This is a genomic window from Paraburkholderia strydomiana (assembly GCF_031456815.1).
Taxonomy (GTDB): domain Bacteria; phylum Pseudomonadota; class Gammaproteobacteria; order Burkholderiales; family Burkholderiaceae; genus Paraburkholderia; species Paraburkholderia caledonica.
On record NZ_JAVDVL010000001.1, the window covers coordinates 561,223 to 582,299 of the forward strand.

23 protein-coding genes are annotated in these 21,077 nt (G+C 63.5%); 16 read left to right on the forward strand and 7 right to left on the reverse strand.

The window, feature by feature from the left end:
* Positions 1–6: 6 nt before the first annotated feature.
* The 6 genes from J2W46_RS02550 to J2W46_RS02575 all read right to left on the reverse strand — a co-directional run bounded on the left by J2W46_RS02550 (position 7) and on the right by J2W46_RS02575 (position 4,844).
* Positions 7–438, reverse strand: coding sequence for a hypothetical protein (locus tag J2W46_RS02550; protein WP_310351016.1), 432 nt, complete (start codon positions 436–438; stop codon positions 7–9).
* Between the two features lie 76 nt (positions 439–514).
* Positions 515–1,618: an extracellular catalytic domain type 1 short-chain-length polyhydroxyalkanoate depolymerase gene (locus J2W46_RS02555; protein WP_310351020.1), complete on the reverse strand. Its 1,104-nt coding sequence runs from the start codon at positions 1,616–1,618 to the stop codon at positions 515–517.
* A 43-nt stretch (positions 1,619–1,661) separates the two neighbouring features.
* Entirely contained in the window at positions 1,662–2,087 is a 426-nt protein-coding gene (locus J2W46_RS02560; protein WP_020066275.1) for a CopG family transcriptional regulator, read from the reverse strand.
* Positions 2,088–2,296: 209 nt separating this feature from the next.
* On the reverse strand, positions 2,297–2,698 hold the full coding sequence (locus J2W46_RS02565; protein WP_310351022.1) for a hypothetical protein: 402 nt from the start codon (positions 2,696–2,698) through the stop codon (positions 2,297–2,299).
* Positions 2,699–3,011: 313 nt separating this feature from the next.
* Complete coding sequence (locus J2W46_RS02570) at positions 3,012–3,884, reverse strand: SDR family oxidoreductase (RefSeq protein ID WP_310351024.1); 873 nt, start codon at positions 3,882–3,884, stop codon at positions 3,012–3,014.
* Positions 3,885–3,911: 27 nt separating this feature from the next.
* On the reverse strand, positions 3,912–4,844 hold the full coding sequence (locus J2W46_RS02575; RefSeq protein WP_310351025.1) for an NADP-dependent oxidoreductase: 933 nt from the start codon (positions 4,842–4,844) through the stop codon (positions 3,912–3,914).
* Between the two features lie 108 nt (positions 4,845–4,952).
* Here J2W46_RS02575 and J2W46_RS02580 point away from each other — a divergent pair, with 108 nt between their 5' ends.
* From J2W46_RS02580 to J2W46_RS02595, 4 genes are all read left to right on the forward strand, one after another.
* Positions 4,953–5,837, forward strand: a complete 885-nt coding sequence (locus J2W46_RS02580) for a LysR family transcriptional regulator (RefSeq protein ID WP_310351027.1) — start codon at positions 4,953–4,955, stop codon at positions 5,835–5,837.
* A gap of 150 nt (positions 5,838–5,987) precedes the next feature.
* On the forward strand, positions 5,988–6,968 hold the full coding sequence (locus tag J2W46_RS02585; protein ID WP_310351030.1) for a fatty acid desaturase: 981 nt from the start codon (positions 5,988–5,990) through the stop codon (positions 6,966–6,968).
* Positions 6,969–7,097: 129 nt separating this feature from the next.
* Entirely contained in the window at positions 7,098–7,739 is a 642-nt protein-coding gene (locus J2W46_RS02590) for a TetR/AcrR family transcriptional regulator (protein WP_310351033.1), read from the forward strand.
* Between the two features lie 232 nt (positions 7,740–7,971).
* Complete coding sequence (locus tag J2W46_RS02595; RefSeq protein ID WP_310351034.1) at positions 7,972–8,370, forward strand: VOC family protein; 399 nt, start codon at positions 7,972–7,974, stop codon at positions 8,368–8,370.
* 47 nt (positions 8,371–8,417) lie between these two features.
* Here J2W46_RS02595 and J2W46_RS02600 read toward each other — a convergent pair whose 3' ends face one another.
* Positions 8,418–9,371, reverse strand: a complete 954-nt coding sequence (locus J2W46_RS02600) for a LysR substrate-binding domain-containing protein (RefSeq protein ID WP_020066282.1) — start codon at positions 9,369–9,371, stop codon at positions 8,418–8,420.
* A 157-nt stretch (positions 9,372–9,528) separates the two neighbouring features.
* On the opposite strand from J2W46_RS02600, the gene J2W46_RS02605 reads away from it, so the two are divergent.
* From J2W46_RS02605 to J2W46_RS02660, 12 genes are all read left to right on the forward strand, one after another.
* Positions 9,529–10,596: an ABC transporter substrate-binding protein gene (locus J2W46_RS02605; protein ID WP_020066283.1), complete on the forward strand. Its 1,068-nt coding sequence runs from the start codon at positions 9,529–9,531 to the stop codon at positions 10,594–10,596.
* Positions 10,597–10,653: 57 nt separating this feature from the next.
* Positions 10,654–11,733 carry an ABC transporter ATP-binding protein gene (locus J2W46_RS02610; RefSeq protein WP_310351037.1) on the forward strand — a complete coding sequence of 360 codons (1,080 nt, stop codon included), beginning with the start codon at positions 10,654–10,656 and terminating at the stop codon, positions 11,731–11,733.
* Entirely contained in the window at positions 11,720–12,592 is an 873-nt protein-coding gene (locus J2W46_RS02615) for an ABC transporter permease (RefSeq protein WP_020066285.1), read from the forward strand. The genes J2W46_RS02610 and J2W46_RS02615 overlap by 14 nt, the downstream gene beginning before the upstream one ends.
* Positions 12,593–12,608: 16 nt before the next feature.
* Positions 12,609–13,406 carry an ABC transporter permease gene (locus tag J2W46_RS02620; RefSeq protein WP_310351039.1) on the forward strand — a complete coding sequence of 266 codons (798 nt, stop codon included), beginning with the start codon at positions 12,609–12,611 and terminating at the stop codon, positions 13,404–13,406.
* The gene (locus tag J2W46_RS02625) at positions 13,403–14,554 is read left to right on the forward strand and encodes an NAD(P)/FAD-dependent oxidoreductase (protein WP_310351040.1); all 1,152 of its coding nucleotides are present in this window, start codon (positions 13,403–13,405) and stop codon (positions 14,552–14,554) included. The genes J2W46_RS02620 and J2W46_RS02625 overlap by 4 nt, the downstream gene beginning before the upstream one ends.
* Positions 14,555–14,561: 7 nt before the next feature.
* Positions 14,562–14,945 (forward strand): (2Fe-2S)-binding protein, encoded by a 384-nt coding sequence (locus J2W46_RS02630; protein WP_310351041.1) that lies wholly within the window; start codon positions 14,562–14,564, stop codon positions 14,943–14,945.
* Complete coding sequence (locus J2W46_RS02635; RefSeq protein WP_288827331.1) at positions 14,935–16,341, forward strand: NAD(P)/FAD-dependent oxidoreductase; 1,407 nt, start codon at positions 14,935–14,937, stop codon at positions 16,339–16,341. Before J2W46_RS02630 ends, J2W46_RS02635 begins: the two co-directional genes overlap by 11 nt.
* Entirely contained in the window at positions 16,334–17,533 is a 1,200-nt protein-coding gene (locus tag J2W46_RS02640) for an NAD(P)/FAD-dependent oxidoreductase (protein WP_310351046.1), read from the forward strand. Before J2W46_RS02635 ends, J2W46_RS02640 begins: the two co-directional genes overlap by 8 nt.
* A gap of 78 nt (positions 17,534–17,611) precedes the next feature.
* Positions 17,612–17,965 carry a RidA family protein gene (locus tag J2W46_RS02645; RefSeq protein WP_020066291.1) on the forward strand — a complete coding sequence of 118 codons (354 nt, stop codon included), beginning with the start codon at positions 17,612–17,614 and terminating at the stop codon, positions 17,963–17,965.
* A gap of 191 nt (positions 17,966–18,156) precedes the next feature.
* A complete protein-coding gene (locus tag J2W46_RS02650; RefSeq protein WP_310351049.1) occupies positions 18,157–19,038 on the forward strand; it encodes an RNA polymerase sigma-70 factor in 882 nt (293 codons plus the stop codon).
* A 104-nt stretch (positions 19,039–19,142) separates the two neighbouring features.
* The gene (locus J2W46_RS02655; RefSeq protein WP_087753368.1) at positions 19,143–20,153 is read left to right on the forward strand and encodes a LysR family transcriptional regulator; all 1,011 of its coding nucleotides are present in this window, start codon (positions 19,143–19,145) and stop codon (positions 20,151–20,153) included.
* Positions 20,154–20,310: 157 nt separating this feature from the next.
* Positions 20,311–21,066 (forward strand): SDR family oxidoreductase, encoded by a 756-nt coding sequence (locus tag J2W46_RS02660; RefSeq protein ID WP_087753369.1) that lies wholly within the window; start codon positions 20,311–20,313, stop codon positions 21,064–21,066.
* Positions 21,067–21,077: the final 11 nt, after the last annotated feature.

Consider the following 21,077-nt stretch of genomic DNA (forward strand, 5'->3'; position numbering starts at 1 on the left):
CGGGTATCAGTGGTAAGTAGTCGTGGACGACTGCAGTTTCGTCAGCACGCCGCGTCTGAACGCGAACCAGCCTTGCGAACCTTGCATCACGACTTCCTCGCCTTGCCAGAACACGCGCTTGACCGTCATACGCGCGCCAACGCGCTGCACAAGTGCAGGACGGTGGCGAAAGTCGTAAAGCACCGGACCCGAATCGGTCTGCACGAGCATGCGTCTGACCGCGTCATCGGCGTTGCCCATGTCGTCGAAATGCGTGAGCGTATTCGCACCGAAGCGATCGAATACTTCGTTGTCGAGCATCGCCGTGAAATCATGCCCTGCGCGAACGAATTGCAGCTTGCCCGACGGCGTATCGAGCGGGCCCGAGTCGTTGCTTTGCGCATGAACGCCAGTGGCTAAAGAGATGGCTGCGAGCGCAGCAACTAGTAGTCGTCTCATGTTGCCTTTATCCAGAGTGACAGCAATTCATCGGTCGGCGCGATCGCCACCGCGCGCGAACCGAAAACCAACCGCACTATCGCCGCTGCGGATGTTCGAGAAAGAATCGCAACATTTCCGCGCTCGCGTCAGGACCCGCGGGATCCGTATAGCTGCCCCGCGCATTGCCGCCGGCCCATGCGTGCGGGGCGCCGTGAATGGTCCACAGTTCTGCGTCGATACCGTCCGCCGACACGAGCCGCGAGACGGTACACGCGCGTCCGCCTGCATCGGTCCGACGCTGCTCGCCGTCGCCTTGCGGCCGCACTGAGAAGCCGTCGACGAGTTGCGCCGCATTGCGTATGTTAACCGTGGCGTCGGCGTCACCGTGAAAGACGATCACCGGCCGCTTCGGTAACGACGCGGTACCGTGCGCGCCGCGCCGCGCCTGCACCGGACGCTTGCCGCCTTTCATCGCTGCGAGTGCGGACGGAAGATCGTGCGCGCATCGTGCCGGAAGACCCGAATGCACGCCGGCCGCTGCGTAGAGTTCCGGATATTCGGCGACCATGATCGCCGCCATTGCGCCACCGGCCGAGAGCCCCGCGACGTACACGCGCGCGGGATCGACGTTCTGCTCCGCAATGATCTCGCGCGTGATGCCAGCGATCAACGAGGGCTCGCCGCGTTCGCATTGCTGGTCACCGGGCTTGAACCAGTTCCAGCATTTCGACGGATTAGCCTGCTGCGGCTGCTCCGGGTAAGCGACCAGAAATCGATGCCGCTCCGCAAGTGCGTTCATCTGTGTGCCCGCGGCGAAATCGTCGGCGTTCTGTGTGCAACCGTGCAGCATGACGATCAACGGAAGCGGCTCGCCCTGGCTTTCCGCCGGCACATACAGCCGATATTGCCGGCGACCGGCGGCGTTCGAAAACGCGTGCGTGCTGAAGTGTCCCCGGTCCTGGATATCGGCGCGGGCTTCGCGCGCATTGACCGTCTCGGCGTGCTTTGCCGCCGGCCGCTCGAACGGAACGGTGAACGCTTCCGGCGTGGCATGCCAGGACGCTGTTCCATGCGTAGAGCCCTCGGCGTTGCCGCCCAGAGCACGTTGTATTGCTTCAGTCGCTTCGGCGGGTCCACGGGTGCGCAGCAAGGTCATTGCTTCGCGCATCGAGGTCAAAAAACCTTCATCGAGTTTCATCTGTTTTGTCCGGTAATCGTGTTGAGTGTCGTGCGTCGGGCAGTTAGCGGATTCTGCCGGCGAGCGCCGTCTTGACCGCAGCGGATGCGTGAAACGCTCCGAGCACGACAACGCTGTCAATGGTCGCAAGCGCGAGTTCGGGGGTGACGTCGGCAGCAATGCTGGCCAGTCCGAGCACCTGAATCGTGAGACGCTGATGCGCCGCACGAACCGCCTCGAGATCCTCTCGCGAAAAATGCTGTAGCCCGAGCACGAGCGCGCGGCGGCTCACGGTCTCCTGAACAACCTGCGCGTGCAGCGCAAGCTGGTTGCGGATAGCCGTGCGGATCAGGTCGGTCCGGTTCGAATAGAAACCTTCCTGCACCAGCAGATCGATTTGCCCCAAGTCAACGGGGCCGAGGTTGATCGTGATTTTTTCCGACTCACCGCCCTTTGGGCGAGTCGCGAGGTTTGCTGTCGAGTTTTCCATGTTTCCATCCGAATACCATCCAATGGGATGGTTATAGGCTTCTTTCGGATGCGGTGCAACATGAAAATTGGGGGCCATTACGGTTGTGGGCGGCCACACGCGGTCGTTGCGCGGCGCTGTTTAGATCAGCGTTACGCGCCGCGTTTAAATGATCAGTGGAGAATTTGCTTCGACGTCTTACCCTGCGAAGCACGCAGGCCGCGCACGAGCTAACCAAAAAACCGCGCCCAGGCCGCGCGGATGCGCCGCCCGCGATCTTCGAAGAGATATGAGCCGCCCAGCGCGAATAGACCTGAAATGATGCCGGTCAACACGTGCTCGACGACGGGGATGCGGTAGTGACTCGGATGCGAATAGGCATCGCCAATCGCTGTCAGGCAGCCGACGACCAATGCATTGCCGTATCGGTGCGCATAGAGTTTCCTCGCCGGTGTGAAAGTCAGCAGTACGGCGAGCACGCCGGTGAACAGTCCCGTCTGCAGTGCAATCGCCCAATGCGCGAGGCTTAGCAGATTGCCCAGACTCCCAGGCATGCACGTCATACATGCACTGGTCGGCTGCCAGAATCGCCGTACGAAGAGCCTGAGGCGTTGCTTCCATTCGACTAACATGATGTGTTTCCGGTCGATGCCCCGTCGCGGACGCTAGCTGCCTATCATCGGCATTCTCTTCACACGTTTGGGCGCGCCCATTCGCCGGATGAGCAGCAGGCCGGCGTCCTGCTCATGACGATTCGCTTGCCTGCCGCCGAGCTGACAGTAACCAGAATACGGTCGGAAGAATACGCCGGGAGGCGGGCTGGCTAACGGACGCGTGTCCATCCCATAACGATATGCGCTGTGCGACCGGTTCGCTAACGCGTTTCGCACTAGCCGCCCCTTCGGCCGTTCCGCCGCCCACTCATCACGCTCCGTCACCCGCCGACTACTCACTCAAGCCAAGCATCTCGTGCACGGCATCACGATAGGTCCGCAACGGCCGTCCCAGCATCTTCGAGAGCTCATCCACTGCATTGTCATCCGCGCGCATGCCGTGGCTCTGGATGCCAGCCATCATCAGACGCATGTCGTAGGCCATCCAGTCGGGCCCATTCCCTGCCAGTTGCTGCTCGAAACCGTCCAGGTCATCGCCTGCGTAGCGGATTTCGCGCTGCAACGCTTCGCTCCAGATGCGCGCAACCGACTCGCCGGTCAACGCTTCGGGGCCCACAACTTCGAGCGTGCGGCCGGGCAGTGCATCGGATGCGCGGTGCCGCGCCAGCAGTTCGGCCGCGGCGGTGTCCGCAATGTCCCGTACGTCGACCATGTTCACGCCAGCGTGGCCGATAGGCATCGGATAAATGCCGTGGCTCTCGACGACGGACTTGATGCGCTCGTCGTTCTGTATGAAGTAGGCGGGACGCAGAATGGTCGCGGGCATGTCGAGGCTTTGGATCATCCGCTCGACGGTGTGCTTGCCTGTGAAATGAGGCACATTGGTATAGAGGTCGGCGTGAATCACTGACAGATAGACGATGCGCTCGATGCCCGCATCTCGCGCCAGGTTCAACGTGACCAATGCCTGCGTGACTTCGTCCGGGACGACCGCGTTGAGCAGAAACAGCGTGCGCACCGACGACAACGCCGCGCGCATCGAACTCACATTGCTCATGTCGCCGACGACTTCCGCCACGCCCGACGGAAGCGCCGTTTTACCCGGCGCTCGAACCAGCGCTTTGACTTCGACGCCGCTGGACGCGAGGCGCTGGACGATCTGCATACCTACGGTGCCCGATGCACCGGTGACGAGGATACTCATGATTTGCTCCAATTCTGGAAAGTCGATTTAAAGGAAAAAATCCGCCACGGTTTTGCCGACCTGTGGCTGGGTCCGATTGCGTTCGATCGCCGTGGGCAACTCTTCGAAGCGCACGACGGCACTGACCTTGGACTGCAAACGCCCGTGCGTCACGTCGTCGGCGATCTGTTGCAGCCGCGCGGCATCCGGCGAGTTCACGAACCACAAACCGCGACGCCCGGCCGGGGCGCTCGTCAGAATGTCCGGCGACGCGGTGCTCACCACGACCCCATCTGCAGAAAGCACGGACCAAGAGCGAGCAAGCACGTCGCCGCCGACATAGTCGAGAACAAGATCTACGCCGCTTACCAAGGTTTCGAACTGCTGCTGGTCGTAGGCGATGACATGGTCCGCGCCGAGGCTGCGGACATAGTCCACATCGCTGCTTAGGGCGGTCGCAAACACCTCGGCGCCGGCCCGATGCGCGTACTGCACCGCGAATCCGCCCAGACCGCCGGCCGCGCCCTGAATCAGGATGCGCTGTCCGGCACGTATCGGTCCCGCGAAGTTAAGGCTTTGCCATGCCGCCACCGCTGCGACGGGTAACGCTGCTGCCTCCACGAAACTCATCGAGTCGGGCATCGTGGCGAGGTTGGCCGCGTTCACCGCCACCATTTCGGCGTAGGCGCCCAGCGCGCCCGGCGCACCCATGACGCGGTCGCCTTTGCGCAACCGGGTGACGCCGGGGCCCACTGCCTCCACGACGCCGGCCAGCTCGATGCCGAGAACGGTCGGCAACTCCAGCGGAAAAGCGTCCCTCACGTAACCCTCCCGAACCTTCCAATCCAGTCCATTGACACCGGCGGCATGCACACGGACGAGAACCTGGCCAGCTTCCGTCACCGGTGCGGCGACGGAAGAAATCGTGATGGCGTCGGGGCCGCCGTATCTAGTCAGGACGACTGCGCGAACGTTGTTCATAAGAAACTCCTTTGAGCGTTTGGTTGCCGTACACCCCAACAATAAGGAGTTTCACATTCAAAACAAAGACCTTAGAATCGAGACCCGCCGTATCACAATTGAGACACCATGGACCTGAACGCGCTAGACGACTTTCAACTCGTGGCCGCTCACGGCGGTTTTGGCAAAGCGAGCCGCGCCAGCGGCCGTTCCAAAGCCACGCTGTCGCGCCGCGTCGCCGACCTCGAAGAAGCGTTGGGCGTTCGGCTCATTGAGCGAGGCACTCGTAGCCTGGAGTTGACCGAGGCCGGCCAGTTGCTGCTGACCCGAACCGAAGGGCCGATGCACGAGGTAGCCGAAGCAGTCGCGGCGGCACGAGACGGGCTCGCCACGCCGCGAGGCCGCCTACGCGTCGCGGCACCGTTGCTGTTTTCGCAGATGGCGCTGGGACACCTCGCCGCTCAGTTCATTGCCAGCTATCCCGAAGTGGAACTCGAAGTGGTCGCGGACGATCGCCCCGTCGATCTCGTCGACGAGCATTTCGACGCGGCCATCCGCATCAATCCACACAGCGACAGCACATTGGTCGGCAGGTGCTTCGCCAAGGACCGGCTGGTACTTGCCGCTGCACCATCGGTTCAAATGCCGCAAGGCAGCGGCGATAAACCTGTCCCGGTTCCGGCCGTCGTCATGCCGAGCTATCGCGACGGAGATGTCTGGTCTGTCCGCAATGGTCAATTCACTGTCGAGCCACAACCTGTTCTTCGGCTGTCTTCGCTGTTGATGGTCCGCGACGCCATTGCCGCCGGCGCCGGGGCGGCCATGTTGCCGGAGTCGATCATCGGCGGTCTGCTTGAGGGCGGCAAACTGGTGACATGGGGAATCGCGGGCAACGACGTCGAGCTTTGGGTCCTGCACACGTCCCGTCGTTTGCAAAGCCCCAAAGTGCGGGCCTTCGTGGAGTTCATGTGCAGCCAGTATCCAGAAGGATCGTTCACTATTCCGACAAAGTGAATTTGCCCCGGTCGTTGCCCGGTCGCAGTCGGGCCCGACCCTGGCCGCCCTTACCCGTCGCGGCGAAAATGCAATCCTGAACAAATTGGTTCTGAGGCGGCGCATCGCTCGGTAGGATCGCATCAAACATGCATCCGACCGATTCAGCCGATGGCGATCTACCTCGACGACACACAACGCAAAGCCATCGCAAGGCTGGCAACGAGTTGGACCTGGCGCACGCAATGGCCCACATGGCTACTGATCGTCGCGATCTACGGCGCATGGTTCGGCGTTGCGATCCATGCGCGCGTACTCGGCCTGCCACTGACCGCAGCCCTGCTCGCGTTGGTCAGCGCGTGGTACATGTCGCTGCAACATGAACTGCTCCACGGCCACCCGACATGCTCACCGCGCGTGAATGCACTCTTTGGCTTCGCGCCGCTGGCCGTGTGGTTTCCGTATCGCGTGTATCGCGAGTCGCATCTTCAGCATCATGACGACGCGCATTTGACGCAGCCCGGGCGCGATCCGGAGAGCTATTTCGTCGATGCTCGTGTGTGGCACCGCGCAGGCTGGGCGATGCGCGCGCTGCTCATCTGGCGCAATACGTTTGTAGGCCGCCTGGTCGTGGGACCGGCGTTTGCGATTGCGGCAACTGGCGTCGATGCATTGCGCAAGGTAAAGCTCGGCGACTGGCACGACGTACCCGCCTGGCTCGCGCACTTCATCGCATTGGCCGCGCTCACCGCGTGGCTGCACTACGTGTGCTCTATTCCGGCGTGGGTGTTCATCGTCGGCGTGGGGTATGGGTCGATGTCGCTCGGCTCGATTCGTTCATTTCGCGAGCACCGTGCCGCAAACGATATTGAACATCGCACGGTTTTGAACGAGGCGGCACTCTTCTGGCGGCTGCTCTTTTTGAATAACAATTTTCATCTGGTCCATCACGACTTGCCGCATGTGCCGTGGTTCGCGCTGAAAACTGTCTATCAAGCGTCCCGCGAGCAATACATCGAGCGATCCGGCGGTTTTCTGGTCGCGGGTTATGGCGAATGGCTCGCGCTCCACGCGTTCACGCCGGCCGAGAACCCGCTGCATGACGGATCGCGCCGTTTCGAGCCCGTATCGACAGAAGCCGGACTCACGTAGGAAACGCGCGCTTCGTCAACACGCGGCGCGAGCAATTGGAAAGCCGCTAGAGGTCAACAGGGGTCAATTTGCGCGCGGACTGCTGCACGGTAAAATCCGAGCGTACACTCGCTTCTACCAGGCCGCATCGTGAAGACAAGCAGGCGCCAGTCACTTAAACCGCGCAAGGTTCCGCAGCAATCCCGCGCCCAGCAAACCGTCGCCACCATTCTTGAAGCGGCAGCGCTCGTTCTCGAAGTCAAAGGCTCGGACGGTCTGAATACCAATCTCGTCGCGCAGCGCGCGGGAGTCAGTGTCGGCACGCTGTATCAGTATTTCCCCAACAAGGACGCGCTTATCGTTGCGCTCAGCAAACGCGAGCTGGCCGTCTTCTTTGCGGAAGCGCAAGGCGCGTTGCACGAGCCGACGGGGCAGAGCGCGTTGAAGCACCTGGTCACCGTCTCCGTGCGCCAGCAGCTGCGTCGCCCCGCGCTGGCCCGTGTGCTCGACTTCGAAGAAAACCGCCCTGCTATCGCAAGAGAACTCGCCAAATCGAAAGCAGCGTTTCGCGAGGTGATCGAGCAGATTCTGGCGCGCGACGATATTCCGCCGCAGACCGACATGCAGATCGCCACGGACGATCTCGTTGCGATCGTCCGTGCAATCGTGGACGGTGCGGGCGAACGTGGAGAATCGGATCGTGCGGGTTTGGAAGCACGGGTCGGCCGGGCATTGAGCGGATATTTGGGTATCGTGGATCGACAGCTTGAAAAGCCGCGATCCCGTAAATGAACAACGCGCTCAAATACGAGCAAACGCTCGGATTGAAAACGTCTTAACACTGCGCAGCCCTTGCCAGTGCTGGCCGTAGCAGACTTGAAAACGCGCTGCGCAATGCGAGTTTCAAAACCGAGCGATCACTCGCAAAATGGATTCCGTGGGGAGCAACACAGTCGGGTCAGCCGGTTATAGGCCGGACGCCGCGTTCTCCACGACATCTTCAACGTATTCTGCGAGCGCAATCATGAATCTTCACAAAGAAGCGAAGCTCAACCACCTGAGCTTTCCCACTACCGACGTAGTCGAGACCGCTGCCTTTTTCGAAAAATACCTGGGCTGCGAAGTCGTCGCCGCCGGCGAGCACCGTCTGCTCAAGCGCAATGGTTTCGACATTGTTCTGGAGCACATCACGGGCGAAGCACCCGTCTGGCCAAACAACTTCCATTTCGGGCTGGAGGTTGCCAGTCTGGACGATCTCCATACTTTGCATGACGAATTCCTGCAGGGCGGCGTGCAAATGGAAACGGGCGTGTTCAATAACACACGCGGATCGCGGTTCTTCTGCCGCGCGCCTGGCGGCCTGCTGATCGAGGTCAACACTCGCGCCGACATGCAGGACGATCAGTGGCGCAAGCTGTTTTAGTCTTTGTCACACGAACGGTTGAACCGCGCCCCTGAAGGCGAAGCCCGTCAAACTCCCACCCGCTGCTTTGCCCGAGCGCGCGGCGCGCCGCTGCGCGCCGGCGGCACAACCTCCGCGAGCAGCTCGTCATGTAGTCCACGCAAGACTTCCACGAACGCCAAAGCTAGGCGCTCCCGCGGCCTGTGCGGCGGAAACAGCAGATAGGTCTGAAAGCGCGTGGCCGGCACGAACGGGCGAATGGCGATGTCCGGCCCGGCATAGTCGCGCGCGACGATCGGATGCGCGAGCGTCACGCCCATGCCGTGACGGACCATCTCGCAGCACATTGCCGTGTATTGCGCCTCGATTGCCAGCACGCGCTGCACGCCCGCACGCAGGAACACCTCGTCCATCAACGCGCGCGTACCGTCACCGTGACAAAGCGAAATGAACGACTCGCCCTCCAGGTCCTCTGGCTTGATGATGCGTTTTGCCGCGAGCCGATGCGCAGCCGGCATCACGCACACGGCGGCCACGTCCGATAGCTGCTCGACCTCGCAATCGGATGCCTCGCTCACGTACACCGCCACCCCCAGGTCGCAAAACTGCGAAGCCGTCCAATGGTTGACCGTGGCCGACGTATTCACATGAAGCGACACCGTCACGTCGGGAAATAGCTCGACAAAGCGTTTGATCGCATGCGGCACCAGCGTCATGCCCGCCGAAGGCATGGCTGCGATGCGCAGCCGTCCGCTGCCGAGGTTGCGAATCTGCGCGGCCGCATTCGCCAACCCCTGCAAGCCGACGAAAGCGCGGTCGACTTCCCGAAAGAACGCCTCGCCCTCGCTCGTCGGAATCAGACGCACGCCGCTGCGCTGAAAAAGTTGCAAGCCGGTATCCCGCTCCAGTTGTGCGATGAGGCGGCTCACGTTCGGCTGCGACGTGAAGAGAGCCTTGGCCGCGGCGGTCATCGACCCCGACACCATCACCGCGCGAAACGCCTCAATATGCTTCAGATTCATGCGTGTTTTCCCCAGGCTAATGCGTGCTTATCCATATCATCCATGCATGGATAGGTATTTTATTCGTATTGGACGACATGACCAGCCGGCGCGACACTGCTTTTCACCGACGGGCAGCGAAGCCCGCCCCCACACATCGGAACTGGAGATCGTCGTCATGAAAAGAGCGTTGCATCGCCGTCTGTCCGCCCCGTCCCACACCGCAATCGCGGCCGTATCCTTCGCCTTGAGCCTCGCCGCGCCGCTTCTCGCGCAAGCCGAGACCACTCTTTATGTCGCCAACGTCGGCGGTTCGAACGAGCAGGTCTACCGGCAAAAAATCATTCCGGCGTTCGAAAAGGCGCATAACGTCAAGATCGTCTACGTCGCGGGAAATTCGAGCGATACGCTCGCCAAGCTCCAGGCGCAGAAAGGCCACCAGCAGATCAACGTCGCGGTAATGGACGACGGCCCCATGTATCAGGCGATGCAGTTGAATCTGTGCGCAAAGCTCGACGACGCGCCCGTGATGCAGGACGTCTACCCGCTCGCGAGGCTCGGCCCCACGGCGATAGGCGTCGGCATGGTCGCAACGGGCATTGGCTACAACGAGGAAGCATTTAAAAAGGCCGGCTTGCCGCCGCCCGACTCGTGGAAGTCGCTCACGGACAGTCGCATCAAAGGCAAGCTTGGCGTGCCGCCGATCACCAACACATACGGCCTGCACACGCTCGTGATGCTCGCGCGTCTGTCCGGCGGCGGCGAAAAAAATATCGACCCGGGCTTTGCCGCAATGACGAAACAGGTCGCGCCGAACGTGCTGTCCTGGGCGCCGACGCCCGGCGAAATGGACGGCCACATGCAATCCGGCGACGTGATTCTCGCGCCGTATGGCAGTGGCCGCGCGGTGGCATTGCAGAACACCGGCTTTCCGCTGAAATTCATCTACCCGAAGGAAGGCGCGGTCGCGTTGCAGGTAGCGGCGTGCGTCGTCGCCGAGAATGCGCAGCCGCAGTTGTCGCAACAGTTCGTGCAATACCTGTTGAGCCCGGAAGTGCAAACCGTGCAGGCGCAAGGCATCGGTCTCGGTCCGGTCAACAAGACGGTAAAGCTGACGCCCGAAATCGCTGCCCGCGTGCCGTATGGTCCCGATCAGATCTCGAAGCTGACTTCGATGGACTGGGCGACCATCAACCAGCATCGCACGGAATGGACGGAGCGCTGGAACCGTTCGGTCGAGCGCTGATGCGCGGCACCGGCAAGTCCCTCGCGCGGCGCGCGATCTGATGAAGGAGCGAGGCGTATGGCCTTCCTGACTCTGCAAGGCATTTCGAAACGCTACGGCGATTTCACCGCGATCGAGCACGTCGATCTGGACGTCGAACGCGGCGAGCTGCTTGCGCTGCTCGGCCCGTCCGGCTGCGGCAAGACCACCACGCTGCAGATGGTCGCCGGGTTCGTCTCGCCGACCACCGGCCGCATCCTGCTCGATGGACGCGACATCACGAACGAGCGTCCTGAGAAGCGCGGCATCGGCGTCGTGTTCCAGAGCTACGCGCTGTTTCCGCACATGACGGTGGCAGGCAACGTCGGCTTCGGGCTGGAGATGCGCAAGGTCAGGCGCAAGGAGCGCGAGGAGCGTGTTGCCGAAGCGCTGTCTCTCGTGCGCCTCAAGGGCCTCGGGCATCGCTATCCGAAGGAACTGTCGGGCGGCCAGCGGCAACGCGTCGCAATCGCACGCGCCATTGCCATGGAACCCGAACTGCTGCTGCTCGACGAGCCGATGTCCAATCTCGACGCCAAGCTGCGTGAAGAGATGCACATTGAACTGCGCGCGATCCAGAAGCGCCTCGGCATCACTACGATTCTGGTCACGCACGACCAGGTCGAGGCAATGACCATGAGCGATCGCATCGCCGTCATGCATCGCGGCGTCATTGCGCAATTGAGCACGCCCTACGACGCCTATGAGCGCCCCGCCACGCCTTTTGCGTCCACGTTTCTCGGCCGCACCAACGCGTTCTCCGGCGAGGTGTTGCGCCGTAATCCACGTTGCGCGGAGGTCGACGTCGCGGGCACCACACTGCATGTGCCGCACGAAGGCCGCCATGTGGACGGCGCAGTGCATGTGTATATCCGGCCGGAGAAAGTACACCTTGCCAACGGCGATGCCCGGCTGCGCGGACGCATCGCGACGCGTGTGTTCGTCGGTAATCAGTGGCTGCTCGAGGTAGACACCGAACTCGGCAAGCTGCGGGTCGCGCAGCCGAACCACGGTGCGCCGCCGCCCGAGGAAGGCCATGAAGTGGGCCTCGCATGGACCGACGACGACCTGCGCGTGCTGACGCAAGACCGTCCGGAGGGCGCTCATGGCCACGCTTGACGACGATCGCCCCGGCGCCGCGCCGTGGTTGCTGTCGGGGCCGGCGCTGCTGCTCTTTGTCGGTCTCTTACTGGTGCCGCTGCTGCTCACACTGATGCTGTCGTTCCGCGTGTTCAGCGATACGGCCGGCGTCACCGCAGCCTATACGCTCAAGAACTACTGGGAGGTGGTCAGCGACCCATACTACGGCACGATCTTCCTGCGCACCGCGGGGCTGGCCTTCGCCGTCACGCTGCTGTCCATCGTGCTCGGCGTGCCCGAGACCATCGTGCTCGCACGGATGAAGCGGCCGTGGCAGTCGCTGTGTCTGCTGGTCGTACTGGGGCCTCTGCTCATTTCGGTGGTGGTGCGCACGCTCGGCTGGCAGATTCTGCTCGGCAACAACGGTGTGCTCAACAACGTTCTCCAGTCGCTGCATGTCACCAGCGAGCCGATCCGTCTGGTATTCACCATGACGGGCATGATCATCGCGCTCACCCATGTACTCGTGCCGTTCATGGTGATGTCGGTCTGGGCAACCATGCAGAAGCTCGATCCGCAAGTGGAATGGGCCGGCCGCTCGCTCGGCGGCTCGCCGTTCGCGGTGTTTCGCCGCGTGGTGCTGCCGCAGATCATGCCGGGCGTGCTGTCGGGCTCGATCATCGTGTTCGCGCTGTCGGCATCCGCTTTCGCCACGCCTGCGCTGATCGGCGGGCGGCGCCTGAAGGTGGTCGCCACCGCCGCCTACGACGAATTCCTCGGCACGCTCAACTGGCCGCTCGGCGCGAGCATCGCCGTGCTGCTGCTGATCGCCAACGTGGCCATCGTGATGGGCTGCAGTCGAGTCGCCGAACGCCGTTTCCGGCACATCTTCGATTGAGCGAAGGAGAGCGATCATGAAACAGAACGGCATTCTCGGGCTCGTCTACAACGCATTTTTCCTGAGCTTCATTCTTGCGCCCCTCGTCGTGGTGATGCTCGTCGCTTTCACCGACAAGGGCTTTATCTCGATGCCTTTCGACGGCGCGTCGCTGCGCTGGTTTCGCGCGATCATCGAGAACGGCGACATTGTCTCGGCCTTCTGGCTATCGGTGCGGCTTGCGTTCACAGCCGCGACCATCGGCGTGTTGCTCGCGGTGCCCGCCGCGCTCGCCATCGCGCGCTATCGCTTTCCTGGCCGCGCCGCGCTCACGAGCTTCTTTCTTTCACCGATGATGATTCCCGCCGTCGTCCTCGGCATCGCGTTCCTGCGTTTTCTGTCGCTGCTGCATCTGTCGGGCTCGTTCTGGTCGCTGGTGTGCGCGCATGTGGTCATCGTGCTGCCGTATGCGCTGCGTCTCGCGTTGTCGTCGGCAGTCGGACTCGATCGCGATGCGCAACGCGCCGCACTCTCCTGCGGTGCAAGCCGCTTTACCGCGTTTCGCCGCGTGGTCCTGCCGATGATCCGCACCGGCGTAGCGGGCGGCTGGGTGCTCTCGTTCATCCAGAGTTTCGACGAACTCACGATGACCATCTTCGTCGCAACTCCGGGCACAACCACCCTGCCCGTCGCCATGTACAACCAGATCGCGCAGACGATCGATCCGCTCGTCGCTTCGGTGTCGGCGGTGCTGATCGTGGGCACGGTCCTGCTGATGGTTCTGCTCGACCGCATGGTCGGACTGGACCGCATTCTGATCGGAGAAGCGCAATGACATTGACAAGCACCGCCGCGAGTCCCGATACGCTCGCGGACGTGGTCGTCGTAGGCGGCGGCCTCGTGGGTTCGGCCGTGGCCTACGGACTTGCCCGCGAAGGCGCTCGCGTAACCGTGCTGGACGAGGACGACGGCGGCTTTCGCGCGTCACGCGGCAATTTCGGCCTCGTCTGGATCCAGGGCAAGGGTTACGGCCTGTCTCCATACGCACGCTGGTCGCGCAGTTCGGCCACGCGCTGGCCGCAACTCGCGCAGGCGCTGCTGGAGGAGAGCGGCATAGACGTCGCCCTGAAGCAGCCGGGCGGCTTCCACTTCTGCTTCAACGACGAAGAACTCGCCGAACGCGACAAGCGCCTCTCTACCCTGCAAGCCGAACTGGGCGATTACCCGTATCAGATGCTCGATGCCGCCGAAGTCCGCGCGCGCATTCCGCAAGTCGGGCCTGCAGTAATCGGCGCGAGCTACACGCCGATGGACGGCCACGTGAACCCGCTCAAGCTGTTGCGCGCGCTGCACACCGCAATGCAGGCTCGCGGCGTGCGCCTCGTGTCGAGCGAGCGGGCGCAGCGCATCGAACCGCAAGCACACGGCTTCGTCGTGCACGGAAAACGCGGGACCTATCGTGCTGCAAAGGTCGTGCTTGCGGCGGGACTCGGCAATCGCGCGCTCGCGCCGTTCGTCGGGCTCGACGCGCCGGTCGCGCCGAACCGCGGCCAGGTGCTGGTGAGCGAGCGCGTTGCGCCGTTTCTCCACTATCCGACGCTCAACGTGCGCCAGACCGACGAGGGCAGCCTCCAGTTCGGCGATTCGATGGAAGAAGTCGGCTTCGACGATTTCACGACTACCCATGTGCTTGCCGACATCGCCCGGCGTGGCGTGCGTGCATTCCCGATGCTGCAACACGTGCGGCTCGTGCGCATGTGGGCCGCGTTGCGCGTCTACAGTCCCGACGGCTTTCCGATCTACGACCAGTCCGTGGCGCATCCCGGCGCGTTCGTCGTCACTTGCCATAGCGGCGTGACGCTGGCGGCTGCGCATGCGCTGCGCGTCGCGCCGTGGATCATGGGCGCGCCGATGCCCGGCGAACTGCCCACCTTCTCCGCGCGACGCTTCGAGCACGCGCGAGAGCTGATTCCCGCACATTGAATTCGACATGACTACTCAATCGACTCAAATGCCGACTCACGCCCTTTTCAAGCCGCTCGACGGCGCGCAAGGCGCGGCCGCCACACCCGTCGCAATCTGGTTCAACGATCAGCCGCTGACCGTGCCGGATGGCCGCTCCGTCGCGGCAGCGCTGCTTGCCGCGGGCGTTTCGCGGTTTCGCGCGACGCCGGTTTCGGGCGCTCCGCGCGCACCGTTCTGCATGATGGGCGCGTGCTTCGAATGCCTCGTCGAGATAGACGGCGTGCCGAGCCGCCAGGCCTGCATGGTCGAGGTCAAGGCGGGTATGCGAATCCACTCGCAGGAAGGCGCGCGCGATCTGCCGCCCGCAGATCTGACACATGTACCTTTGGAGAACGCCCATGGCCGCTGATTTTGTTTCCGAAGCAGTGGACGTCGTCGTGATCGGCGCCGGTCCAGCCGGCATGAGCGCGGCCACGCGCACGGCGCGCGCCGGGCTGAAGACTGTGTTGATCGACGAACAGGACGCCGTGGGCGGCCAGATCTATCGCGGCATCGGCCGCGCCGATGCGCGCCGCAAGGAGATACTCGGACCCGATTACGCGGCGGGCGCGGCGATCGCCGATGCATTCGCCGCCTCCGGCGCGCGTCACGTCACCAACGCAACTGTGTGGCAAGTCACGCGCGAGCGGGGCATCAATTACCTGAAGGACGGCAAGATCGGCAGCTTCGACGCCCAACGCGTGATTCTCGCGAGCGGCGCACTCGAGCGCCCGTTTCCTATCCCCGGCTGGACGCTGCCGGGAGTGCTGACGGCGGGCGCCGCGCAGATCCTTTTGAAGAGCGCGGGCGAAGTGCCTGCCGCACCGCCGGTGCTGGCGGGCTGCGGACCGCTGCTGTATCTGCTCGGCTGGCAATACGTCCGCGCCGGCGTGCCGATCCGCGCGCTCGTCGATACCACGCGCCACGAGGATCGCTGGCGCGCGAAACGTCACATGCTTTCGGCGCTGCGCGCATGGCCGTTCCTGAGCAAAGGCCTGCAACTGATCCGAACGCTGCGCAATGCCGGCGTGCCCATTTTCGAGGCGGCCGACGACTTGCGCGTGGAAGCGCGCGTCGGCGCAGATCATGTGGAGCGCGCCGCCGCGCTGCACTTCACGACCCAAGGCAACGCGCATCGTCTTGAAGCCGACGTGATTCTTCTGCATCAGGGCGTGGTGCCGAACACGCAATTCACGCAGGCGCTGCGCGCGTCGCACCGCTGGGACAACGACCAACTCTGCTTCACCCCGAAAGTGGACGCGTGGGGCGAACTGGACGTGCCCGGCATTTTCATTGCCGGCGATGGCGCGGGCATTGGCGGCGCGCAGGCGGCAGCCTTGCAGGGCGCACTGGCCGGTCTCGCGGCAGCTGCGCAGCTCGGCGCGATTACCGCCGCCGCACGCGACGCGCAAGCCGTCGAGCACCGCCGCGACCTCGCGGGCGTCATGCGTATCCGGCCGTTTCTCGACAGCCTGTACCGCCCTCGCGATATCAACCGTATTCCGCGCGACGAGACGATTGTGTGCCGTTGCGAGGAAGTCACCGCAGGCGAGTTGCGCAAGTTCGTCGAGTTGGGCTGCGTCGGGCCGAATCAGGCCAAGTCGTTCGGACGCTGCGGCATGGGTCCGTGCCAGGGGCGCATGTGCGGTCTGACGGTGACGGAGGTGATCGCCGATGCGCGCCGCGTCTCGCCCGCCGAAGTCGGCTACTACCGCATCCGTCCGCCGATCAAGCCGCTCACGCTTGGAGAACTGGCCGGTGAATGACACGACCGTCATCCAGGAAGCCGATGTGCTCGTGGTCGGCGGCGGGCTGCACGGCACGAGCAGCGCGCTTCATCTCGCGCGCCGCGGCGCGAAAGTGATCGTGCTCGAAGCCGATTACGTCGCGCGTCATTCGTCGGGCGTCAACGCGGGCGGCGTGCGAACGCTGGGCCGTCCGTTGCCCGAGATTCCGCTCGCTCTGATGTCGCGCGAAATCTGGCATGGCATGACCGACCTGCTCGGCGAGGATGGCGGCTTCGTGCCTTCAGGTCAGTTGAAGATCGCCGAGACCGACGACGAACTGCAGGCATGCCGCGAGCGCGTTGCGCTGCTCGAATCGCACGGATTCACACACGAGAAAGTAATCGACCGCGACACCGTGCTCGAACTCGAACCGGCGCTCGCGCGGCACGTCACAGGTGGAATCTGGGTCGAGCGCGACGGCTATGCACTGCCCTTTCGAACCACGACGGCGTTCCGCCTCGCCGCCCAGCGCCTCGGCGCCCGTTTTCTGGAAGGCACGGCCGTGCACCGCATCGAACAACGCGGCACGCGCTGGCTCGCCTTCACGCCGCGCGGCACCTTCAGCGCGGAGAAGCTGCTCGTCACCGCGGGCGCGTGGTCCGGCGAACTGGCGAAGCAGGTGGGCGAGCCCGTGCCGGTGCACCCGGAAGGTCTGATGCTGATGGTCACGCATCGCGTCGCGCCGTTCTGTCGTGCCACGCTCGGTGCAACCGGCCGTCCGTTGTCGTTCAAGCAGTTCGACAACGGTACCGTGGTGATCGGCGGGAAGCTGATCGGTATCGCCGATCTGTCGAACCGTCACGGCGAAGTCGACTTCGCGCGGCTCGTGCGCAGTGCACGGACGGTGACCGACCTCTTTCCTCATTTGCGCAATCTCGGCGTGAACCGTGCGTGGGCCGGCGTCGAGGCCTTCACCGAAGACGAACTGCCAGTCATCTCCGCAAGCCGCAAGGCGTCGAACCTGTACTACTCGTTCGGCTATTGCGGCAGCGGCTTTCAGCTAGGACCCGGTTGCGGCAAGCTCGTGTCCGAGCTGATGCTCGACGGCACGCCGTCCATTTCGCTGGATGCGTTCGGAATCGACCGGTTCGAGCGCGGCGCGGCTTCTTCTTCGTCTGCGGCTTCGTCTGCGTCTTCGTCTGCAAGCCCGGCGCATCTCGTCACGCAATAAGCGGTTCCCTTTTTGCTCCGTCGCGCGTTTTATGAGCGCGCGCGGCGGCTTCGTTCGACCTCAACCAGAGACATTGTCATGACCGATATTGTTCGCATCGAAACCAATCAACGTATGAGCCGCGTCGTCAAGGCTGCCGGCCTCGTATTCATCGGCGGCCAGACTTCCGCGGATCACGCGCCGGACGTGAAAGTGCAGACCGCGAAGGTGCTGGAGAAGATCGACGGCTTCCTGGAGAAGGCCGGCATCGACAAGACGAGACTCGTTTCCGCCCAGGTATGGCTCGCGGATATTGCGCGCGACTTCGGCGGCATGAACGAGGTATGGGACGCGTGGGTTCCGCAAGGCTGCGCGCCCACGCGCGCGACCGTGCAAGCGCAGCTTGCCGCGCCGGAATTGCTGGTGGAGATCGCCGTGGTGGCGCTCGGCTGAAACCGGTCGAGAGGCGGTATGTGAGCGCGACTGCTGGTTCGCTCACGCGCCGGAGTCCGATCCTGCCCGGATTCCCGTCGAGCCGACCCGGCGTTTAAGGCTGTCGCTCGCAAGACAGATCGTCCATGGCAATATTCGGTTGCCGGCCCGCTCTTCGAGCGAGGCCTGTATCAACGCAACAGGAAACCTCCATGGACGACGACGTCAGCGCCTTCAACGGCCTGCGCCCGCGCTTGCAGAAAATCGCTTATCGAATGCTCGGCTCCGTAGCGGAAGCCGAAGACATCGTGCAGGACGTCTGGCTGCGCTGGCATGCGGCCGCGCGCGAAAAAATCGACAACGCGGAAGCATGGCTCGTCGCGGTCACGACCCGCGTGTCCATCGACCGTTTGCGCGCTGCCAAAACGCAGCGCGAGCACTATACGGGCATCTGGTTGCCCGAACCGCAAATGACCGGTTCGCCCGCTACGCCCGAGGAGGCGGTCGAACGCAGCGACGACGTGTCCGTCGCGTTCCTGATGCTGCTGGAACGGCTGACGCCCGAAGCGCGCGCCGCCTTCCTGTTACGCGAAGTTTTCGATGCCGACTACGACGAAGTGGCCCGCGCAATCGGCAAGAGCGAGGCGGCCTGCCGCCAGCTCGTGAGCCGTGCCAAAGGCCAACTTCGCGAAGAGCGTCCGCGTAACGCCGTGCCGCAGGAAACGCATCATCGGCTTTTGCAGATGTTCGCGCAGGCCGTCGAGCGCGGCGACTTCCCCGCGATCAACGCGTTACTCGCCGAAGACGCCATGCTGATCGGCGACGGCGGCGGCAAAGTGCCGAGCGCGCCCCAGCCGATGCTCGGCGGCCGCAGAATCGCGCAGCTGTTCTACGCGTCGTCGCGCCGCTATGGCAGCGAGCTCAGTATGAGGCTCGTGGTGCTCAACGGTGAGTGGGCGCTGCTGCGCTTTTTCGAAGGCAAGCTCGAATCGGCACAAGCGGTCGAAACGGACAATGAGCGCATTGTCCGCATCCTCGTGCAGCGCAATCCCGAGAAGCTCGCGCGCCTTGCCGCGGCCTGTTCGAACGGTTGAAGCCACATGCGGCGCGCTGCGCCCGCGCCGCAAAACCGCGGGCGATGTCACAAACGGAGCGACTGATACGTCTAGCCGGTTTTAGACCTCACGAGTCGCGCCGCATGTCAGATTACCGATCACCTCGCCCTGTAGCCGGCAGCCAGGACCCGTTCGCGAGCAGCTTTGCGACCACCTATGCCGGCGTCGTTTCATTCCTGGCCGTCGCCAATGAAGGCAGTTTCGCCCGCGCGGGCGATCGCCTCGGCATCGGCCGCTCCTCGGTTAGCCGCAATGTGCAGAAGCTCGAGGCGCAACTCGAAGTGCGCCTGTTCCTGCGCACGACCCGCAGCACGTCGCTCACACGCGAGGGCGAACTCTTCTACGAGAGTTGCCAGCCCGGCATCGAGCGCATCGTGGCGGCGCTCGACGGCATGCGCGATCTGCGCAGCGGGCCGCCGCGCGGGCATTTGCGCATTGCGTCGACCTCGGGATTCGGGCGCAAGATCGTCGCGCCGTTATTGCGAGACTTTCACTCGCGCTATCCCGGCATCACGCTCGAACTGCTACTGAACGATCGCCCCGCCGACTTCACCGCCGACCGCGTGGACGTGTCGTTTCGCGACGGGCGCATGGAAGACAGCGGGATCGTCGCGCGGCAACTCACTGCGATGCAGATGATCGTCTGCGCATCGCCCGCCTATGCGCGCCAGCACGGTCTGCCTCGTCACGTCGACGAGCTTGCGGATCATCGTTGCATCAACCTTCGCAACGCCTCGGGCCGCGTCAAGGACTGGCAGTTCAAGGTGGACGGCAGCCCGCTGCGGCATCAGCCCGCCGCGCAGCACACGTACAACGACCCTGACCTGATCCTGCAGGCGGTGCTCGACGGTCTCGGCATCGCACAATTGCCGGCTTATCAGGTGCGTGACCTGCTTGGCGACCGCCAGTTGCTGAGTTGCCTCGCGCAATATGCGCCCGACGACGAAGGTCACTACATCTGCTATCTGAGCCGCCAGCATCTTCCGGCCCGCATCCGCGTGTTCGTCGACTACATGATCGAGCAAACGCGCGCGATGAACCCGCCATGCGACACGACGGTGACGTCGGCGCCGGCTTTATCGACGGTTGAGTGAACCGCGAGTTCGTCAGACGGATGCGCGCGGTGCCGGATCGCGATTGGTGCGGTAAAGACAACACCGTGAGTGCCTGCACGCGCATGGCGTCACGCCCGGCGTCCGCCTACCATGAAGCTATGCGGCGTCTTGCCGTCAATTACGAGGGGTCTCGATCATGAAGATCGTTGTTATCGGCGGCACCGGCCTGATCGGCTCGAAGACCGTCACGATTCTGCGCGACGCCGGTCACGACGTGCTCGCTGCGTCGCCCAGAAGCGGTATCAACACGCTCACAGGAGAAGGCCTTCAGGAGGCGCTCCAAGGCGCGCAAGTGGTCATCGACCTGGCCAATTCGCCGTCGTTCGAAGACAGCGCAGTGCTCGAATTCTTCGAGACTTCCGGTCGCAACCTTCACGCAGCGGAGGCCGCTGCCGGCGTCGGCCATCATGTCGCCCTTTCTATCGTGGGAACCGACAGGACGCCGGAGAACGGCTATTTCCGCGCCAAGGTGGCACAGGAGAAGCTGATCGAGGCTTCCGGCATTCCCTACACCATCATTCGCTCGACGCAGTTCCTGGAATTTCTGGGCGGCATCGCCGCGTCGAGCGCCGAGGGCAACACGGTCAGGCTTTCGCCCGGACTCTTCCAGCCCATTGCATCCGACGACGTCGCGGCCTTTGTTGCCGATGTCGCGCTTGCTGCGCCGCGCAACGGCATTGTCGAGATTGCGGGTCCGCAACGAGCCCCATTCGACGAAATCATCGCGAGCTACCTGAAGGCAATCGGAGATCCACGCGAAGTGGTGCGCGATCCGGAGGCGCGCTACTTCGGCGGTCGCGTCGAGGAGCTTTCGCTGGTGCCATTGGGCGAGGCGCGCCTCGGCCGCATCGGGCTGGAAGAATGGCTCAGCCGGTCAAAGGCGGCAGGCTGACTGGGCGTCGG

Excerpts from the sequence above, each read along its gene's own strand:
- J2W46_RS02560 (WP_020066275.1), bottom strand. The coding sequence starts at position 2,087 with ATGGAAAACTCGACAGCAAACCTCGCGACTCGCCCAAAGGGCGGTGAG.
- J2W46_RS02630 (WP_310351041.1), top strand. The coding sequence starts at position 14,562 with ATGACTACTCAATCGACTCAAATGCCGACTCACGCCCTTTTCAAGCCG.
- J2W46_RS02615 (WP_020066285.1), top strand. The coding sequence starts at position 11,720 with ATGGCCACGCTTGACGACGATCGCCCCGGCGCCGCGCCGTGGTTGCTG.
- J2W46_RS02655 (WP_087753368.1), top strand. The coding sequence starts at position 19,143 with ATGTCAGATTACCGATCACCTCGCCCTGTAGCCGGCAGCCAGGACCCG.
- J2W46_RS02610 (WP_310351037.1), top strand. The coding sequence starts at position 10,654 with ATGGCCTTCCTGACTCTGCAAGGCATTTCGAAACGCTACGGCGATTTC.
- J2W46_RS02650 (WP_310351049.1), top strand. The coding sequence starts at position 18,157 with ATGGACGACGACGTCAGCGCCTTCAACGGCCTGCGCCCGCGCTTGCAG.
- J2W46_RS02605 (WP_020066283.1), top strand. The coding sequence starts at position 9,529 with ATGAAAAGAGCGTTGCATCGCCGTCTGTCCGCCCCGTCCCACACCGCA.
- J2W46_RS02625 (WP_310351040.1), top strand. The coding sequence starts at position 13,403 with ATGACATTGACAAGCACCGCCGCGAGTCCCGATACGCTCGCGGACGTG.
- J2W46_RS02565 (WP_310351022.1), bottom strand. The coding sequence starts at position 2,698 with ATGTTAGTCGAATGGAAGCAACGCCTCAGGCTCTTCGTACGGCGATTC.
- J2W46_RS02600 (WP_020066282.1), bottom strand. The coding sequence starts at position 9,371 with ATGAATCTGAAGCATATTGAGGCGTTTCGCGCGGTGATGGTGTCGGGG.
- J2W46_RS02635 (WP_288827331.1), top strand. The coding sequence starts at position 14,935 with ATGGCCGCTGATTTTGTTTCCGAAGCAGTGGACGTCGTCGTGATCGGC.
- J2W46_RS02570 (WP_310351024.1), bottom strand. The coding sequence starts at position 3,884 with ATGAGTATCCTCGTCACCGGTGCATCGGGCACCGTAGGTATGCAGATC.
- J2W46_RS02580 (WP_310351027.1), top strand. The coding sequence starts at position 4,953 with ATGGACCTGAACGCGCTAGACGACTTTCAACTCGTGGCCGCTCACGGC.
- J2W46_RS02555 (WP_310351020.1), bottom strand. The coding sequence starts at position 1,618 with ATGAAACTCGATGAAGGTTTTTTGACCTCGATGCGCGAAGCAATGACC.
- J2W46_RS02620 (WP_310351039.1), top strand. The coding sequence starts at position 12,609 with ATGAAACAGAACGGCATTCTCGGGCTCGTCTACAACGCATTTTTCCTG.
- J2W46_RS02595 (WP_310351034.1), top strand. The coding sequence starts at position 7,972 with ATGAATCTTCACAAAGAAGCGAAGCTCAACCACCTGAGCTTTCCCACT.
- J2W46_RS02575 (WP_310351025.1), bottom strand. The coding sequence starts at position 4,844 with ATGAACAACGTTCGCGCAGTCGTCCTGACTAGATACGGCGGCCCCGAC.
- J2W46_RS02660 (WP_087753369.1), top strand. The coding sequence starts at position 20,311 with ATGAAGATCGTTGTTATCGGCGGCACCGGCCTGATCGGCTCGAAGACC.
- J2W46_RS02645 (WP_020066291.1), top strand. The coding sequence starts at position 17,612 with ATGACCGATATTGTTCGCATCGAAACCAATCAACGTATGAGCCGCGTC.
- J2W46_RS02550 (WP_310351016.1), bottom strand. The coding sequence starts at position 438 with ATGAGACGACTACTAGTTGCTGCGCTCGCAGCCATCTCTTTAGCCACT.
- J2W46_RS02585 (WP_310351030.1), top strand. The coding sequence starts at position 5,988 with ATGGCGATCTACCTCGACGACACACAACGCAAAGCCATCGCAAGGCTG.